This window comes from Priestia sp. RMT2NF4, assembly GCF_047872835.1.
In the GTDB taxonomy this organism is placed as follows: domain Bacteria; phylum Bacillota; class Bacilli; order Bacillales; family Bacillaceae_H; genus Priestia; species Priestia zanthoxyli.
Genome location: NZ_JBLQZO010000005.1, coordinates 185,891 through 203,129, shown reverse-complemented (window position 1 = coordinate 203,129; position 17,239 = coordinate 185,891). Strand labels below are relative to the sequence as shown.

The following is a 17,239-nucleotide window of genomic DNA, read 5'->3' as shown; positions in this document are numbered from 1 at the left end:
CCGCATCTGCGGCTTTTTTTATTTTGTTTTTGATTATTTCTCAACCGATATGTCACGATGAAGGTTTCGAAGCGGCTGAGGAGGGCAAATACGTCGCGTTGCGTAAGAAACAATAAAAATAGTTAACAACCCGCCTACCATCGCAAATGTACGAAATGGAAACATGACCACCCCGTCTTCTATCATCGGATACGGAAGCAGCGCTTTTAAATGAAGCAGCGGTTCCCCTCCACCGATTCGAAGAACAAGAGACACAATGAATCCAGCCAAAGATCCGTACCAGTTTGCTCCTTTAAAGAACAAAGCGCAAACCAATTGTGGAAAAAGAATACAATACACTAGGTCCCCTGATAAATACCATAAGGAGTAGACACTCTCAGAGTTTAAAGCAATTAAAGTTGCTCCAGTTCCAATGATAATGATAGAACGTTTAATAACTTTATCTAACTGCGCCTGTGTCGCATTTGGTTTTACAATCGGACGATATACGTTCCAAGCTGCCATTCCCGAAGCTGAAAGTAACGAAGCCGCTACTGCAGCCATGACGGCAGCAGCTAGTCCTCCAAGCGCAATCGCTCCTACTAAATCAGGCGTTAGATATTTAAATACGTATGTTAAAATCATAGACGCGCTCTCAGGGCTTGACGCTCCAAATGAAGACCAGTCCGCACTGTAACCAATCATTCCTATTAAAGTTGGAGGCAAGGCCGCTAGAGCGCAAAAAATGCCGGCTGTAATAGATAGCCACATTGCTGCTTTTTCATTTTTAGCAGATAACACGCGCTGAAAATAAATCTGCCATGGAATACCACCAAAAATAAGTAAAAATGTGCTATCCCACCATTGCCAATATGTATTTCCCCATTTTGGATCTTCCCAGCCTTTTAATGGAGGAAATAAATGAAGAGAACCAGTCATACCTTCTGAATAAGTAGAAAAAACGGCTCCCACCCCTCCCGTATTCGAAAATGCAAAAGGAAGCACCAGAAATAATCCTAAAAACATAATAGAAAGCTGTAAGATATCGGTATGTGCTACTGCCCACAAGCCGCCAATCACGGTGTATGCAATGGCAATAAGTGCGGAAAGAATGATGGAAATTGAAAAACTGAGGCCTAAAATCACACCGAATGTTGTTCCTAAAGCAGTTAAGATAGCTGCGCTCCAAAACAGCTCTCCTAATATAGCTGGAAAATAAAGAACCGTAGCCATTTTCTTACCGAAACGAGATTCTAGAGGATCGAGCATTGTCATAAACTCAAACCTTCTCATCTTTCTAGCAAAAAAGATACCGCCTAAAATTAAGCTGATTGAATAACACCATGGCGCTTGCGTCCAAGTCAGTCCTGAGGAATAAACAGTTTCGGCCGTTCCAGCAATATACCCTCCACCTACCCAAGTAGCGGTCATTGTGAACATTGAAATCCATAGCGGCATAGATCTTCCCGCAACAAGCATATCATCTGATTTTCCTTTTTTACTTGCAGCAGCTCGAGCACCAATAAAATAAATAACACCATACATAATGAACATTAAAATGAGGCCTGGCCAATAGAGATCTGGATTATAGAGAGAATAGATAAATGCGACAACCATAAAGATGAAAAATCCTATAGTAGTTGTCCATAAGGGGGTTAGTAGACGGTTGTTTCTGTTTGATTTCCCTGAAAAGTCAGAAGTCTCATTCGACTTTTCAGGCCTGGCTTGTTGTGTGTCTGAACGAAATGGCTTTTTAGCATTTTGCATCGTCTCACATCCTTTAAATTGATAAAGAAATCTAAAGACATAACTGTCCTCTATTCCTTTTTCCTACCAGCATACAATTAAACCTAAAAATAGATTTTTTTAGAATAAACTATAAATAGTTGGATTATAAATACCAATACGAAGGGGAGAAATTACGTTTATATAATTATATTAAAATAATTTAAATTGACTTATTTTATTATTCAGCTAAAAATTCATAATTATTTTCATCTTCTCTCTAAACTCCTTTCTTAATTTCCACATTCAAAATCCTTTGTTTCTCAAGGTTTGTATGCAAGCAGATATCGTACTATGGTTAATATATCTGAATGTTTAGGATATTGTCAAAAAAGTTTAAGGGTTTTCATATAAAAAAAGAATAATATTCTCATAGCTCATACATAAAAAAACCTTTTGTATCAAGGGACATAGCAATCAGTATTTTTTAATTACTTTTTGTTAAATTTTTTCTTAATATCCGAATAATCAGCTCTTAATAGAGAAGAAAATCAATTTAAATTCAGAACATTTAAAGTTTTTGGATTTGACTAAATTAAATGGCCGATGCTATAATTCAAATTGTTAAGAACGTTAAATATAAATTTAACAAATTCTATTATTTGGAGGTCGATGCTATTGGAACAAACACTTATGCTTGAGAAAATGCACATAAACGGCCAATGGGTTGAAGCACGCAGCGGCGAGAAAAGAGAAATTGTAAACCCCTTTAATCAAGAGGTTATCGCTGTCGTTACAGAAGGAAATCGTGCTGATGCCATAGAAGCCATTGAATCAGCTAGAAAAGCTTTTGATGCAGGTGAATGGTCTAAATTTACAGCGGCCGAAAGAGGTTCTTTGTTATTTAAAGTAGCGGAAGAAATTCGCAATGATCGCGAGGAACTAGCAAAGCTTGAAACCTTAAATACCGGAAAAACCCTCGTTGAAAGCCTAGCAGACATGGATGGAATTGCTGATGTCTTTCAATACTATGCTGGATTAGCAGATAAAGATGGCGGACAGATGATTGAGTCACCTAATCCCGATTCTGTTAGCCGCGTTGTCCGTGAGCCTGTAGGCGTGTGCAGCCAAATTACTCCTTGGAATTACCCGTTATTGCAAGCCTCTTGGAAATTGGCTCCCGCACTTGCTGCTGGGAACACAATTGTTATTAAACCAAGCGAAATCACCCCTTTAACAACTATTCATATGATGAAAATTTTTGAAAGAGTTGGCTTTCCAGCAGGCGTCATTAACATTGTGCTCGGTCCAGGTGCGACCGTTGGACAAGAAATGGCAGAGAGTCACTTAGTAGATTTAGTTTCCTTTACAGGTGGCGGAGTATCTGGACGTAAAGTCATGCAGGCTGCCGCAGGCAACTTTAAAAAAATTGCTCTTGAACTCGGAGGGAAAAATCCGAATATCGTCTTTGCTGACGCTGACTTTGACACTGCGGTTGACTATGCATTAAATGCGGTCTTCTTTCATGCTGGTCAAGTTTGTTCAGCTGGTGCGAGATTACTCGTTCAAGATGATATTCACGATAAATTTGTTTCAGCAGTTATTGAACAAGCCAAAAAAATTAAGCTAGGGGACGGCATGGACGAAGCCACTCAAATGGGACCCGTTATCTCAAAAGAACATCTAGCTAAAGTGGAACATTATATTGAGCTAGGGAAACAAGAAGGTGCTTCTCTTGTTTTAGGAGGCAAGCGTCCAACTCAGGATTCTTTACAAAAAGGATTATTTATCGAACCAACTATTTTTACAAACTGTCATGGAGACATGAAAGTTGTCCAAGAAGAGTCATTTGGTCCGATTATGACAATTGAGCGCTTCAGTACTGAAGAAGAAGCAGTCGCACTTGCTAACGATACGATCTATGGATTAGCTGGAGCTGTTTGGACAAGTGATATGAACCGAGCTGAACGTGTAGTGAAAGCACTCCGTATGGGAACAACTTGGATTAACGATTATCATCCCTACTTCCCGCAGGCTCCTTGGGGAGGTTATAAGCAATCTGGGATTGGAAGAGAGCTTAGCCATATCGGTCTAGAAGAGTATACGGAAATTAAACATATTTATACCAATACAAATCCACAGCCAATGCGCTGGTTTCAATAAAAATTAAGGGGGAATTTAAAGATGTTTATGCGATTTGAAAGAATGGAACGTTTAAAAAGTTTTGAGATGCCAACGGTTGTAAAACATGGAATTGGTGCTGTAAAACATACTGGAGAGGAAGTAAAAAACCTAGGTGTGTCTAAAGTTTTATTGGTAACAGATCCTGGTGTAAAAAAAGTAGGTTTAGCAGATCCCGTAATCGCTAGTTTAAAAGAAGCGGACGTAGACGTTATTCTATTTGACCAAGTAGAAGCCAACCCTTCTATTCACGTAGTAGCAGACGGCACAAAAATGTACAAGGAAAATGGATGCAACGGACTAGTAGCTGTTGGAGGCGGAAGTTCAATGGATACGGCAAAAGCTATTGGTGTAGAAGTAGCTCATAATGCTCCCGTCTTAGATTATGAAGCAGCTGAAGGAAAAAAACCTTTAACAAAACGTATCCCTCCTTTAACAACAATCCCTACAACTGCGGGTACAGGAAGCGAAGTCACACAATGGGCCGTCATTACGGATCCTGTTCGTGAGTTTAAGTTTAATACAGGTGGACCTTTAATTGCTGCTCACTTAACAATTATTGATCCAGAACTGCACGTATCTATGCCTTCACATATTACGGCCGGTACAGGAATTGACGCATTAGCTCATGCAATTGAATGTTATACATGCCACTTTGCGCAACCAATGACAGACTCTGTTGCTTTATTGGCTATTGAGTACGTTGGAAAATACTTACGACGTGCAGTTGCAAATGGACAGGATATCGAAGCACGCTATGGAATGGCGCATGCAGCTATGCTGGCTGGCCTTTCATATGGAAGTGAATCTGCAGGAGCAGCTCACGCGATGGCTCAAACATTAGGAGGCATTTATCCAATTGCCCATGGCCCTTGCGTAGCAGCAATGCTAGGTCCTGTAATGGAGTATAACTGGATGGGTGAGCCTGAGAAATTTGCGCGCATAGCTCAAGCTCTAGGGGTTAATACACATGAACTAACACTTGAAGAAGCAGCTCAAGCAGCTGTTCGTGAAGTATATCAATTAGTTAAAGATGTACAAATCCCTTCTTTAGAAGAACAAGGTGTTCCAAAAGAAGCGGTTTCTCGCTTAGCGCAAGAAGCATTTAATGATCCTCAAACAGTTGGGAATCCTCGTGATTTAACTGTAAAAAGTTACGAATGGATTTATAACCGCTGTTTTGAAGCTGCACCATTAACCGTATAAAAATGATAAAAGGCTGTTGATTTTTCAACAGCCTTTTTTATGTTACTCTTTCGCTAATTCTTCATTTAAAATATCGATGATTCTTCGGTCGTCAAAAACTTTCACTACTTTTTTCAAGAAATGATAATAATGTTTGGACTCTATAATCTGCGCTAAATTACGCTTTGCTTTTACTGCGATCTCCTCAGGTACATCTTCATCATTTAAAAGAATCTGCAGCTTGTTTTCCGCTTCTTCGATTGCCTCTAAATTAACTGAAATTTCTCTTTGCCACTTCTTACAGAAAAATGAAAAAAAGGACTTAGAAAAATCTTTTTCTGCTTCATATAAGTCTTTTCGAACACCTTTTTTCCACACTTTGTGGACCATGTCAATATTTTGAAGCGAACGAATAGATGTACTCATCGTTGGTTTACTCATACCCAATTCTTCACTCATTTGATCTAATGTAACAGGTTCATCCATAAAATAAAGCATGCCATACAGCCTTCCTACTGAAGGTGTAACACCATATAAATCCATCGTATCAGCTAAAGCACTGACAACCACATCTTCGGCTTCTTTTAATAAATCATGATACTCTTGAACATCACTCATTTACTCTTCTCCTCTTTTGTTAAATTTATTTGAATTATACTTAATAAATTTAATGATACACGATAAAAAGGAAAAAAACAGAAATTCAGTTCAATTTTTTGATAAAAAAGAAGCCTTCTCTTAAAGAGAAAGGCTTAAGACATAGTGGGGAATACTATATGTTTATCTTTCCCGATTTAGATATTATTTATACGGTATATTTTTAATTATTTTCAACCTGATTGTTTTATTTCTTTTTCGGTAATTGTTTCAGCATATCAATAGCATGTAATGTAATTTGAGAAGCACTTTTATTTTCGTTACGTATTTCTTCATAAATCTCTTGTCTATGAATATCTACAGACTTTGGAGCTTGAATTCCTAACTTTACTTGATCACCATTAACTGCAAGGACGGTCACTTCAATTTCATCACCTATTTTGATTGTTTCATGTAACTTTCGTGTTAAAACAAGCATGGACTCACTCCTTATCTATTCCTCTTACTCAAATAACCTGTGCTTCGTTTCGTAAGCTGTATTCATTAAAATCACTTGCTTAGCAAGCTGTTGCTTTGTATTAATAATAACAGGAGCCTGCAAATTAGCCGTTATCTTTTCCACAGAATCTGACATCGTAAGCAATACGTAAACAGCTGCATCTTCCGCTTGTTGTAATTGAAGCTTTTCGATTTCCTGAGGTTCTAGTTGAAAATCATAATCTAAAAAAAACTGAAATGGATCCGTGATAATAAAAGCTAATTCTTTGGTTTGAGTAGACTGCAGAACTTGGAAAGCTTCGGCTTCCGGAAGTGGTAAAATAACAAATTCAGTTTCTTCCAAAAAACCTGGAATCCCTTGATTAAATGTCAGTGTTTGCTGATTATCTATTTCTATATCTCCATGATAGCTTGTGGAAATTTTCATCTCATCACACCTTTGCTAATTAATTTTTTCTTGTTATCTTTTTTCATTATAAAAAAGCTCCTTCTGTTTAGAAGGAGCTTTTTAACGCAAGAAATCTAGCAGCGTAGGCTGAATAATTTGAGCCCCTACTCCCAAAGCAGCACGATGCACGCTTTCTTGTACGGTTAAATCCGTAATGACTTTTTCAATATCTGCATCTTCATTATTTGAAAGCATCTTAGTAGCCGTAATTTCCTGTGAATCAAGGCGGTTTTCGATCAGCTCAAGCCGATTGCTCCTTGCTCCCAATTCAGATCGCTCCGCTAATAGCGTAGACAGCTGCGTGTCTACCTGTGTAGAAAGATCTTTTAGTGAGTTTACATCGTTTTGTTCAAAAGCTGTTTGAACATTGTTCATTAAGTCGAATGCACCTTGTCCAAAGATGTTTTCAGGATGAATATTGACTCTCAGCTGGATACCTTTTGATACCTCAACCGAAAAAGGATCCAGATTAATATTCGATTCTATCATACCGCTTGCATTCTCACTAATCGGCGGTGCTCCCACATTTACACCGTTAAAGATATAGTTTCCTGCCACCTGCGTATTGCCGACTTGCATATAATCCAGCTTTAACTGTTCAATTTCACGTGCAATCGCTTGTCGGTCATCACTTTCATTCGTACCGTTTAACCCTTGCACGACCAGCTCTTTAGTGCGCTGAAGAATGGAATTGACTTGTTCAAGTCCTGATTCTGAACTATCAAACCAAGACTGAGCTTCTGTTAAATTACGTTTATATTGATTTACTTCAGAAAGATTAGACCGATACGCCATTCCTTTCGTAGCGACTACCGGGTCATCGGAAGGACGAGTAATTTTCTTTCCCGTTGATAATTGGTTTTGAAGGGTTTCCAGCTTATTATAGCTATTGCCAATCTGTTTTAACGAATTAGCCGCTAACATTCCTTGTGTGACACGCATCTTTACCTTCCTCCAGTTCCAAGACCGTTTACAATTTTATCAAGCATTTCATCAATCATAGTCACCATACGGGCACTAGCGTTATATGCATGCTGAAACTGAATCATATTGGTCATCTCTTCATCCAATGAAACTGCACTGGTAGACTGGCGCCTTTGCTCCACAGCTCCTTGGAGAGTTTCTGAATTACTTTTTAAGCGGTTGGCTTGTTGGGCATCTACTGACATTTGGCCAATGACAGATTGATAAAATCCATCTAATGAAACAGCTCCGTTTCCGGAATTAATAAGCACCTTTTGACGAAATTGAGACAACAGCTGAGCATTTTGTCCATCTCCTTTGCGGCCAGTTCCATCATCTTCAGAAGAGGCCGAAGAAGCAGCAGCGATATTGTTTGTGTTTTGTTTGATTTTATCAGCAATAACAATTCCAGTTGCAGCTCCTTCTTTTTGAGAAATCTCATTAAAAAAGGACACACCATTCTCACCATCTAGCGTGACACCTTGTTCGTGCTTATCATTAAACCAGTTCACAAATTCATATGCCATTTCATCTAAATCATCAATCATTGAAGCGTAAACACCAGTTCTATTACCACTATTATCTATATATCCAGAAGCCTCAATTAACCCTTTAAGTTTTCCTTGAGGAAATGACTCAGGGTTCCGTATCTCATCCCCTATATGAATGCCCGTCACATAGGAATCTTGATTTGTTGTCAAACTGATGGCATTTATTTGATGAGTTTTCCCATCTAAAAGAGTAATAGGTCCTTGAGACGTTTGAAGCTGAACCGTTACCACTCCTTCTGACGTTGCAGAAGCGTTCCCGCTGCTTTTTGTATACTCTAAAGAAACCGGCATAAATTTAGAAATCTCATCTAGCAGCCGATCTCTTTCATCATACAAATCATTAGGTAAATAGCCATTTGGTTCTACGTTTTGTATTTGTTGGTTCACATTATTTATTTGCTCTAGCAACGAATTTACTTGTGTTACGGCTACGTCACGCTCGTTTTGTAAATCACCTTGAATCGTTTTTAAAGAAGTAGATAAATAAGAGAAAGTATCGCCTACTGCTTCAGCTCGTTCAATCATAACAGACCTGGCTCCTGCTTCTGAAGGGTGTGAAGCTACATCTTGAATGGCCTCAAAGAATTGATTAAAAACAGCTGAAAGTCCATCTTCAGTAGGTTCATTCATAATTTCCTCCATTTTTTCAAGAGCACCAGCGCGTGCATCCCAATACCCCACTTTAATGGTTTCATCTCGATACTGGGTATCTAAAAATGTATCACGTATTCGCTCTACCGTGCTGGCTTCTACTCCCATTCCTATTTGACCCGCAGTCCCAGTCTGATTCATCCCTGGGGCCGGATAAGCTGGGAACGTTTCTAAACTTACTCGCTGACGCGTATAGCCCGGCGTATTTGCATTAGATACGTTATGGCCAATCGTGTAAAGAGCCGCTTGTTGGGCATCCATTCCTCGTTTAGCCACATGCAAACCATGAAATGTTGAACTCATTCTGCTTTCCTCCGTTCTTTATGCCTTCGAATTAAAAATAGAGTTGGACTGAAACGATCTATTATTTGTTTTTGTGTAATTGAACGAATCCTCTCGCTTCGATGGAACAAGAAGGTCTAGTTCGGTATGAATCAGCTGTAAAGACTGTGTGAGCAGCTGATTGTTTAAGTCATTTGCATACTTTATATCTTGAATGATATCTATTAGCTGTTTTTGAAAGGGTATCAAGATGGAGTATTCAGAGAATGAGCCTGCTATTTCTTCAATGGAGCGAGCAGTATGTCCGCTTTTTTCCATTGCTTCTATACGTTTTGTTTCCAGTGCAGAAATAGCAGCTATATGAGATTGCTCTTTTTGCAAAGAAGCCGTCAATGCCTTTACATCTTGTTTAATAATAAAATTCGTTTTCTCTTTAACAATGACATACAAACTTTTATGAAGCGTTACTTGTTTTTCTAGTATCGTTTGAATTTCTTGCACGTTCAATCAATGTCAGTCCTTTTATTTTTTATAGAAATCTACAATACTTTTAGCAATTTCTTTTCCGTTAATTTCGTATGTTCCGCTGTTAATTTGCTGTTTGAGCTTCTCCAATTTTTCAAGTCTTTCTGGAGATGGTTCATTTCCCTGAAGTTTCTTCGCCTCAGATGAAATATGAATCTGATCTTGTGGATTTTTTTTAGAGACCTGTTCTGTTTTTTCTGATTGTTTTTTGTACGGATTTATTCCAAATAAGTTCGATGGGTTAATCTTCATCTCTCTCACCTCTTTTTATATTTGTATCCGTTATCTCTATTCATTATATCGGAATTTCCACCTAAACCTTTAGCATCCGCAAGGAAGTTGAGACCATTTTCACAGTCCACCTTAAACATAGGTCTATAGATAGAGAGTCTGCAAACATTCAGCACACTTTTACTCTTTTTTCCTTTCGTTAGAACGATAGGTGGGACGCGTGGGCTCTTCATTTGAACGAATCATCTCACGATTATGCTTTTCTAACCCATGTTTAATTTCTTGAGAGCATGAATGGCAAAGTTTCCCTTCCCGAATCTGAGCGTTGCATTGCATGCATGGATAGCTTATATTTGGAAAGTTAGCTAACACTAAGCGACCTTGTCGAATAAATTGATGAATTAACAAATCTGAAACGCCCGTTTCTTTCATCACTTCGTAAGTCGTTGCTGTACGATTTGCTCTTTTCTTCAAGAATGAAGAAACACGTTGAAACAGAGCTTCTTCTTTGTCAAAACATGATTTACATATACTTATTGATCCAATTTTCACAAATAAATGACCGCATTCCCTGCAATTATCTAACGTTCCCATATTCGAAACTCCTCATTTGTTTTTTATTTTACTATCGGTCAAAGTTTTAAATTATACATCTTCATGCACGAATTAAAGTGAGCGAACGAACTGAACGTGCCCCAGCTTCCTGCAAACACTTTGCCGCTTGGCGCACGGTTGCTCCTGTTGTATAAATGTCATCAATCAAGAGAAATTCTTGATTCGTAACCATTGAGGAGTCGACTACTTTAAATTCCAGCCTTTCTGTCAGCCGACTTCGCCTATTTTTCTTTGATTGCTTTGTTCCTGAACAACGAACAAGAGGCATTTCTATGTTGTCACTGATCAGTTCAGCTAGTGCTAAAGATTGGTTAAACCCTCTTTCGTATAATCTCTCCTCCGTTAAAGGTACAGGAACTAGTATAGCTTTTGGATTACATTCTTTTTTATAGAACTTATACCACTGCTCCTTGAATGCTTGGATAATTTCATAGTCTCCTTGAAATTTAAAACGCTCTATTATGCTTTGCATAAAATCACTGTACGTATAAAGAGAACGGTTAAAAAAAGAAGCATCATTCCATTTCTGACAGTCCTTACATGTGTCTAGCTCATAATGAGAAGGAGCCAGGTCTGCAAGAGAGCGGCCGCATCCCCTGCAAACGCTACTGGTGATGATGGGACATCTTTGCAAGCAAACAGTGCAAATCCTATCCGTTGAAGAAGATTTTAACAATGACCTCCAATCGAAAGAAGAGACAAGAGGTTCAAAACAAATCAGACATATTGTCATCGATCAATCAGCCCTTCCTTATAAGCTAGAGCATTCATATGTTCAATATGTCCTTTTGCTTTTCGCATAGACAGAGATTGTCCATAATGAAAAAAGACCACGTCTCCCGTTGGAAATTGAGCACTCCTCCCCACCCTTCCTGAAATCTGCACAAGAGCACTTTCAGTAAAAATCGTTTCTTCTGCTCCCAATACTGCAACATCTATGTTGGGAACCGTTACGCCTCGCTCCAATATGGTTGTCGTTACTAAAATAACGAGCTGCCCTTCTCTAAATTTCATTACTTTTTCTTTTCGCTGGGAATCTTCAGCATGGACACCGTCTACCTTTTCGGTCAGCTTTCGAATCATGTCTGTGATCGGAGCAATCCACTTAATTTGCGGGACGAAGACAAAGCATTGTTTCCCTTCATCTATTCTTTTTTTTACCCATTTCTCAACATTAGCAGGCAAGGTATCTGTTTTTATTTTTTTCTTCCAATTGCCACACCATTCAAACCGAGGAACAGGAATAAGCATTCGGTGATAGCGGGCTGGAATTTTAACTACTTGTTTTTTTCCTTGCTCAACGTCTTTTTTTAATGATTCACTTGGAGTCGCTGTTAAATAAATCTTTGACGCAACGTGTTTAGCTGCTTTTGCAACAGCATAGTGCAGCATAGGCTCCGTTGAATACGGGAATGCATCTACTTCGTCAATAATCAGCACATCGAATGCTTGATAATAATGCAAAAGTTGATGAGTGGTGGAAATAATAAGAGAGGATTCATGAAAACGGTCTTCGCTGCCTCCATACATAGCCAGCACAGATATATCCGGAAATGCCGATTGAATTCTTGGCTTTAACTCAATAACCACGTCTGTTCTTGGAGTAGCAATACAGACTTTCTTTCCGCTGTTCAACGCGGATTCAATACCTTTAAATAAAATTTCCGTTTTTCCTGCTCCGCAAACAGCCCAAATTAACAGCTCTCCATCCTTTTTTATAGCTTGAATGAGTTCATTTGAAGCACGTTCTTGAGCTTTAGACAGCGTGCCTTTCCAATTCATCACGCTGCTTTTTGGCAGGACATTACTTGCTGGCCCTTCCCAGTTTATAAAGGGTGTGCATTCACTTACTTTGCCCATTACAATACATGCTCGGCAATAGTAGCAGTTCTGGTGACATCTACTGCATGGAAATGAAGCGAAATAAAAAGGGCTATCACTTCCACACCGGTTGCATCTATATCGATTTTCTTTTTGGGTTATTGCTTTTTGATAGGAAATATATCCGTTTAGGTAATGTTCATGAATGAGGGGTAAAGGATAGGGAGTCTGATTGAGTAGCAGCTGCTTTCCGCTTAAAGAGCGCTGAAGATCTAAAGAGTAAGGGTATGAAGGATTTAAAGGTGGAGTTCTCCACGTATCGATTTGAGAGAGAGGAAAAGCATCAGGACTAGGCACTTGAACGGGATCTAGCAGTTCTTGTTTAACAGTAAAAAGCATCTCTTCATTCCTTTCCATTTTTATCGTACACATCTATATACGCAAAAAAAGGTGTTTTTTCCTGCAAAAAAACCAAATCAAATGATTTGGTTTTCGATTACTTTTTATACCAGCCTATACCGATGGCACCTTCACCTAAATGCGTGCCAATGACAGCCCCAAAATAAGAAAGGCTCCATTCAATATGAGGATATTCTTGTTCTAAGTCTCGTTGAATTTCTTTTGCTTCATTTTCACGATTAGAATGAATAACTACAGCTTTCATAGGTACGTTTTCTTTTGCATCTTCATCAAGAAGCTCGGTAATTCGTTTTAATGCTCGCTTACGCGTACGAATTTTTTCAAACGGAACGATTTTTTTAGATTCAAAATGGAGCACGGGCTTTACTTGAAGAAGACTGCCAATAATAGCCTGAGCAGCATTTAGGCGACCTCCGCGCTGTAAGTGAGATAAATCATCTACCATAAAATACGCACGCATTGATAGTTTCATCTCTTCGAAACGCGCAATGATTTCGTCAGGATGTTTATTTAATCGGACCATCTCGGCTCCTTCAATCGCATAAAAGCCCTGAACCATACAGCTGATTTCTGAATCAAATACGTGCACATCAAAGTCTTCTACCATGCTACCTGCCGTCAAAGCACCCTGATACGTTCCGCTAATTCCACTAGATAACGTAATAACGATAGCAGCATCGAACTGATCTCGTTTTAACTGTTCAAACAACTCTACAAATTCTCCAATAGCAGGCTGAGAAGTGGTTGGAAGATTTTTTGCTTCTTTAATTTTTTCAAAATATTGATTTGCAGTCATATCTACTTCTTCACGATATGTTTCTTCACCAAAAATAACGCTTAGCGGTACCATATGTATATGATAGTTTGATCGAATTTCCTCTGATATATAGGCGGTACTATCTGTAATAATTGCTGTTTTCATAAGATAGGGATCCATCCTTTGTTATATAAAATAATTTCACTCTATTCTACAACATTTAGGATTAAAATGCATGTAACGAGAGGTTTACCTATTAGTAAAAGCTCCTTCACGTATACATATTAATTAACAAACCTTGAATTTCCCCTACCTGCTTGAGTAAATTTAAACTGTCTTTTTCTTTTTGAAGGATATCGTTTGTCAAGTCAACTAGTTTCGTATCCACTTCTTTCACTAGCTTATATACTTTAGTGGTTCCTCTGTGGTTAAATCCTCTTTCTTCATGCAGTTCAAAACCATTTTTAACGACTTCGTTCATAAACTGCTTCACAAGCGTCTTGTATTTCCGCAAAGAATCAATAGTTTGACTTTTTACTAACTGCTTTCCCTGTTCTTCAATTTTATTTATCACTTGAGTTAAATGTTCATAGGTCAGTTCTTTTTGTTTCTTTACCATTACTCCTGTAAATGAAGCCGAACTACTTACTTCTTTTTCTCTAATGAGATTCACGGAAGAAGAAAGACCGTTAATTCGCTGTAACTCCACTATGTATCTCTCCTTTCTCTGTTAGTATACACTTCATTCAGTTTAGACTTTTAGATGCGCTTGCTTGATTAGCTGAAAAGTTTCGAGAGGCATCTGATGCGTGGATATGATGATTATCCTTTAGCTAAGAGTAATACGTATGTGCTGTTCATAAGAAGACAGCTTGTTTTTGCGGGGCGAAGAGGTAACTTTAGGCGTCTCTTTTAACACTTCATTCCAAGCGTTAGAAAGCTTCTTCATCATTTGTTGAACTTCACATAAAATAAACGTATCTTTTTTTAAATTAGCCATAATTAATCTCTCAGACATATAGTTGTAAAGGGTATCTAAATGCTCTGCAATAATACCTGCTTGATATGTTAAGCCAATTCCTAGACGATATAAAATATCGTTGCACTGTTTAATTTTTTCATTCGCTGTAAAATAATCGCTGTGTTGAATTGCTCTAACAGCTTCATCAATATTTTGAATAAATTTTTCATACATCATAGCTGTTAGCTCTTGAGGAGATTTATGATAGATTAATTCTTCCGTTATAAAATTCAGCTTCATCACCTTCTTGCCTTCTTTAAATCCATTTTCTATGTGTTGCGCTATAACTCTTAAATTTTTAAAGTATACCAGTTGAGGTTTGAATAAATTCTTTTACGACCTCATATGTATCTGAATGTATTGAAGACCTTCCTTTACAAGAGCTTGCATCAAATGGATGGACATTGTTTTGAGGTATGGATGCTTTTGTCGAAAGTTGAAGGACGAGTAAATGCACAGAGGTATCACCCTTCGCCTTCCTAGAAGATATCTTCTTCCCTTAACTTATCGGTTGGTTTCCTCTCTCATTACACATGACTTTTTACCCACAATTTCAAAAAAAGTTATAAAAAGAAAAAAAAAGTCCGATATACCTAGCGGTATATCGGACTTTTGAACTTATCTTACTTCTACCCAACCGTTTTTGATTGCCACAACAACAGCTTGCGTGCGATCATTTACATTCATTTTTTGCAAAATATTACTCACATGGTTTTTAACGGTTTTTTCACTAATATATAATGCTTCTCCGATTCCTCGGTTACTTTTACCATCAGCCAACAATTGTAGCACTTCGCACTCACGACGTGTTAACAAATGCAGTGGACGGCGAATCTCAATTGGTTCGTGCGGATAAGAAGACGACTGTCCTTGAGCTGCTAGTCGACGGTACTCTTTTACTAAACTATGTGTTACTTTAGGGTGTAAATATGAACCACCTTCTGCAACTACTTTCACCGCTTCAATTAACGCATCCGCATCCATTTCTTTTAGCAGATAGCCTCGTGCCCCTGTTTGCAAGGCATGAGTTACATACGTCTCATCATCATGAATAGATAAGATAATAACTTTAGCATCCGGATTTACTTCTACAAGCTTTTTCGTAGCTTCTACACCATTCACAGCCGGCATGTTAATATCCATGATTACAACATCAGGTTGATGTTCTTCTACAAGGTCAATAACTTCGCTACCGTCGTCACCTTCTGCAACTACTTCAAAATCTTTTTCGAAATCTAAAATTCTTTTTACTCCTTCACGGAATAATTGGTGATCGTCGATTATGATAATTCTTGTCTGCATGTTTGATTCCTCCCCAAATCGAACAACAAATGTTTTACTCTATATTGACCCCTATTTATATACATATCTCTGCCTTTTTAAGCGGCTATAATCGGTACTTTAATCATAACAAGCGTGCCTTGGTTAATTTTCGAATGAACAGAAATAGTCCCATCTAACAAATCAACACGCTCTTTCATTCCTATTAAGCCGAACGAATTCTCTTTTTTCTCTTCTTGATTAAAACCACAGCCGTCATCTTTGACCAGCAAAATAGCGTGTTCATTGTTGAACTCTATCTTCACCTGGATTTCCGTCGCGTCTGCATGTTTTAATGCGTTCGTTACAGCTTCTTGCACTAGACGAAACAGTGCTACTTCTAATTTTGAAGCAGTTCGCTTCTCTTGTCCAATGGAAATAAACGTAATCCGAGGCTTGCCTTCGTTATAATCTTCGATTGTATCAAGATATTTACGCAGCGTCGGAATTAGACCTAAGTCGTCAAGTGCCATCGGTCTTAAATCATATATAATTCGACGTACTTCGTATAGGGCAGAACGAACCATTTTTCGTAAATCTCGAATTTCCTCCATTGCTTCTTTTGCACTACGTTCCCGGTAAATTCGGTCAATTAATTCCGATCTCATCATAACATTTGCAAGCATTTGAGCTGGGCCGTCATGAATCTCTCTTGACAAACGTTTCCGTTCCTCTTCCTGAGCTTCAATAATCCGAAAGCCAAAATACTCTTTTTGAATAGCATCTTCTACTATTTCCCCTACTTGTTTTAAGTCACTTGTTAAATAATTTAACACAACGGAAATTTGACCTACTAAGTGATCTGCACGTTTAATCGTTTCTTCCAATGTAAGCAAGCGTCTTTCTAGTTCATCTCGACGATTACGCAGCTGATATTCGCTTTGCTGATTCATCAGCAGCTTAGTTTGTAATTCGTGTGCTTTTTCATAAGCGTCTTTTACTTCAGGCTCTGAATAAATTTGAAAATGTCGGCTCACATCAGACAAACGCTTTCGAGCCAACCTTGCCTGAGTTTCCAATTTATCACCTTGCTCTATCGTCTCAAGAACTTTTCCTTTTAACACTTCTAACTCTTCTTTAATTTGCTGATATTCTTGTCTGGCATCTTCAGAAAGGCGATAGACTTCATTTTTACTATCTCCCACTGTGCCAATAATCTTCTCAAAAATTTCATCAAGTGCCTTGCTTGTTAATTTATGTTTCGACATTTACTCACCCCAAACTATACTCACATTCGGAGAAATGTCTATACGTTCATGCTATATATAGTATTCGTATGACCTATCTGAATTGTGAGGATAAGATCCATATTTTCTCCCTATCTGACTTTTTATATCCAAAAAGTAACGGTTGTTTTAGTACCCTCAAACTCGACATCAATCGACGCTTGACTCGCGTTATTTGAATAGATTACCATTTACGCTCACTCTTCAACAGTGACTAACTGCCTGTTTAAATCATTTCATTAT

At 38.3% G+C, this 17,239-nt stretch carries 18 protein-coding genes; 2 read left to right on the top strand and 16 right to left on the bottom strand.

The genetic code is table 11. The features are described from left to right. Window positions 1–33: 33 nt before the first annotated feature. Window positions 34–1,746: a sodium:solute symporter family protein gene (locus tag ACMX9J_RS20435; protein WP_416226128.1), complete on the bottom strand. Its 1,713-nt coding sequence runs from the start codon at window positions 1,744–1,746 to the stop codon at window positions 34–36. Between the two features lie 630 nt (window positions 1,747–2,376). On the opposite strand from ACMX9J_RS20435, the gene betB reads away from it, so the two are divergent. Both betB and ACMX9J_RS20425 read left to right on the top strand, forming a co-directional pair. Continuing rightward, window positions 2,377–3,867: a betaine-aldehyde dehydrogenase gene (gene betB / locus ACMX9J_RS20430; protein ID WP_176521382.1), complete on the top strand. Its 1,491-nt coding sequence runs from the start codon at window positions 2,377–2,379 to the stop codon at window positions 3,865–3,867. 21 nt (window positions 3,868–3,888) lie between these two features. Continuing rightward, window positions 3,889–5,091 (top strand): iron-containing alcohol dehydrogenase, encoded by a 1,203-nt coding sequence (locus ACMX9J_RS20425; RefSeq protein ID WP_033580409.1) that lies wholly within the window; start codon window positions 3,889–3,891, stop codon window positions 5,089–5,091. A gap of 42 nt (window positions 5,092–5,133) precedes the next feature. Here ACMX9J_RS20425 and cudC read toward each other — a convergent pair whose 3' ends face one another. The 15 genes from cudC to ACMX9J_RS20350 form a co-directional block, all read right to left on the bottom strand. After that, the gene (gene cudC / locus ACMX9J_RS20420) at window positions 5,134–5,688 is read right to left on the bottom strand and encodes a choline uptake/conversion transcriptional regulator CudC (protein WP_028409671.1); all 555 of its coding nucleotides are present in this window, start codon (window positions 5,686–5,688) and stop codon (window positions 5,134–5,136) included. Between the two features lie 226 nt (window positions 5,689–5,914). After that, on the bottom strand, window positions 5,915–6,145 hold the full coding sequence (csrA, locus tag ACMX9J_RS20415; protein WP_029714345.1) for a carbon storage regulator CsrA: 231 nt from the start codon (window positions 6,143–6,145) through the stop codon (window positions 5,915–5,917). A 24-nt stretch (window positions 6,146–6,169) separates the two neighbouring features. Continuing rightward, window positions 6,170–6,592 (bottom strand): flagellar assembly protein FliW, encoded by a 423-nt coding sequence (gene fliW, locus ACMX9J_RS20410; RefSeq protein WP_028412016.1) that lies wholly within the window; start codon window positions 6,590–6,592, stop codon window positions 6,170–6,172. A gap of 81 nt (window positions 6,593–6,673) precedes the next feature. Beyond that, the gene (gene flgL, locus ACMX9J_RS20405) at window positions 6,674–7,555 is read right to left on the bottom strand and encodes a flagellar hook-associated protein FlgL (protein ID WP_033580408.1); all 882 of its coding nucleotides are present in this window, start codon (window positions 7,553–7,555) and stop codon (window positions 6,674–6,676) included. A gap of 2 nt (window positions 7,556–7,557) precedes the next feature. Further along, window positions 7,558–9,081: a flagellar hook-associated protein FlgK gene (gene flgK, locus ACMX9J_RS20400; protein WP_416226127.1), complete on the bottom strand. Its 1,524-nt coding sequence runs from the start codon at window positions 9,079–9,081 to the stop codon at window positions 7,558–7,560. 18 nt (window positions 9,082–9,099) lie between these two features. After that, window positions 9,100–9,561: a flagellar protein FlgN gene (locus tag ACMX9J_RS20395; protein ID WP_223546706.1), complete on the bottom strand. Its 462-nt coding sequence runs from the start codon at window positions 9,559–9,561 to the stop codon at window positions 9,100–9,102. 21 nt (window positions 9,562–9,582) lie between these two features. Beyond that, window positions 9,583–9,837, bottom strand: coding sequence for a flagellar biosynthesis anti-sigma factor FlgM (flgM, locus tag ACMX9J_RS20390; protein ID WP_014457790.1), 255 nt, complete (start codon window positions 9,835–9,837; stop codon window positions 9,583–9,585). A 159-nt stretch (window positions 9,838–9,996) separates the two neighbouring features. Continuing rightward, window positions 9,997–10,410, bottom strand: coding sequence for a TIGR03826 family flagellar region protein (locus ACMX9J_RS20385; RefSeq protein ID WP_028412012.1), 414 nt, complete (start codon window positions 10,408–10,410; stop codon window positions 9,997–9,999). 61 nt (window positions 10,411–10,471) lie between these two features. Next, complete coding sequence (locus ACMX9J_RS20380) at window positions 10,472–11,107, bottom strand: ComF family protein (protein ID WP_260505796.1); 636 nt, start codon at window positions 11,105–11,107, stop codon at window positions 10,472–10,474. Window positions 11,108–11,160: 53 nt separating this feature from the next. Next, entirely contained in the window at window positions 11,161–12,651 is a 1,491-nt protein-coding gene (locus tag ACMX9J_RS20375; protein WP_028412010.1) for a DEAD/DEAH box helicase, read from the bottom strand. A 97-nt stretch (window positions 12,652–12,748) separates the two neighbouring features. Next, the gene (locus tag ACMX9J_RS20370; RefSeq protein ID WP_033580406.1) at window positions 12,749–13,594 is read right to left on the bottom strand and encodes a DegV family protein; all 846 of its coding nucleotides are present in this window, start codon (window positions 13,592–13,594) and stop codon (window positions 12,749–12,751) included. A gap of 106 nt (window positions 13,595–13,700) precedes the next feature. After that, on the bottom strand, window positions 13,701–14,138 hold the full coding sequence (locus tag ACMX9J_RS20365; RefSeq protein ID WP_033580405.1) for a YaaR family protein: 438 nt from the start codon (window positions 14,136–14,138) through the stop codon (window positions 13,701–13,703). 120 nt (window positions 14,139–14,258) lie between these two features. After that, window positions 14,259–14,690: a flagellar export chaperone FliS gene (gene fliS / locus ACMX9J_RS20360; protein ID WP_080754497.1), complete on the bottom strand. Its 432-nt coding sequence runs from the start codon at window positions 14,688–14,690 to the stop codon at window positions 14,259–14,261. A gap of 378 nt (window positions 14,691–15,068) precedes the next feature. Then, entirely contained in the window at window positions 15,069–15,752 is a 684-nt protein-coding gene (locus ACMX9J_RS20355; RefSeq protein WP_013059772.1) for a response regulator, read from the bottom strand. A 77-nt stretch (window positions 15,753–15,829) separates the two neighbouring features. Beyond that, a complete protein-coding gene (locus ACMX9J_RS20350; protein WP_013059773.1) occupies window positions 15,830–16,978 on the bottom strand; it encodes a sensor histidine kinase in 1,149 nt (382 codons plus the stop codon). Window positions 16,979–17,239: the final 261 nt, after the last annotated feature.

Excerpts from the sequence above, each read along its gene's own strand:
- ACMX9J_RS20435 (WP_416226128.1), bottom strand. The coding sequence starts at position 1,746 with ATGCAAAATGCTAAAAAGCCATTTCGTTCAGACACACAACAAGCCAGG.
- betB (WP_176521382.1), top strand. The coding sequence starts at position 2,377 with ATGCTATTGGAACAAACACTTATGCTTGAGAAAATGCACATAAACGGC.
- ACMX9J_RS20425 (WP_033580409.1), top strand. The coding sequence starts at position 3,889 with ATGTTTATGCGATTTGAAAGAATGGAACGTTTAAAAAGTTTTGAGATG.
- cudC (WP_028409671.1), bottom strand. The coding sequence starts at position 5,688 with ATGAGTGATGTTCAAGAGTATCATGATTTATTAAAAGAAGCCGAAGAT.
- csrA (WP_029714345.1), bottom strand. The coding sequence starts at position 6,145 with ATGCTTGTTTTAACACGAAAGTTACATGAAACAATCAAAATAGGTGAT.
- fliW (WP_028412016.1), bottom strand. The coding sequence starts at position 6,592 with ATGAAAATTTCCACAAGCTATCATGGAGATATAGAAATAGATAATCAG.
- flgL (WP_033580408.1), bottom strand. The coding sequence starts at position 7,555 with ATGCGTGTCACACAAGGAATGTTAGCGGCTAATTCGTTAAAACAGATT.
- flgK (WP_416226127.1), bottom strand. The coding sequence starts at position 9,081 with ATGAGTTCAACATTTCATGGTTTGCATGTGGCTAAACGAGGAATGGAT.
- flgM (WP_014457790.1), bottom strand. The coding sequence starts at position 9,837 with ATGAAGATTAACCCATCGAACTTATTTGGAATAAATCCGTACAAAAAA.
- ACMX9J_RS20385 (WP_028412012.1), bottom strand. The coding sequence starts at position 10,410 with ATGGGAACGTTAGATAATTGCAGGGAATGCGGTCATTTATTTGTGAAA.
- ACMX9J_RS20375 (WP_028412010.1), bottom strand. The coding sequence starts at position 12,651 with ATGCTTTTTACTGTTAAACAAGAACTGCTAGATCCCGTTCAAGTGCCT.
- ACMX9J_RS20370 (WP_033580406.1), bottom strand. The coding sequence starts at position 13,594 with ATGAAAACAGCAATTATTACAGATAGTACCGCCTATATATCAGAGGAA.
- fliS (WP_080754497.1), bottom strand. The coding sequence starts at position 14,690 with ATGAAGCTGAATTTTATAACGGAAGAATTAATCTATCATAAATCTCCT.
- ACMX9J_RS20355 (WP_013059772.1), bottom strand. The coding sequence starts at position 15,752 with ATGCAGACAAGAATTATCATAATCGACGATCACCAATTATTCCGTGAA.
- ACMX9J_RS20350 (WP_013059773.1), bottom strand. The coding sequence starts at position 16,978 with ATGTCGAAACATAAATTAACAAGCAAGGCACTTGATGAAATTTTTGAG.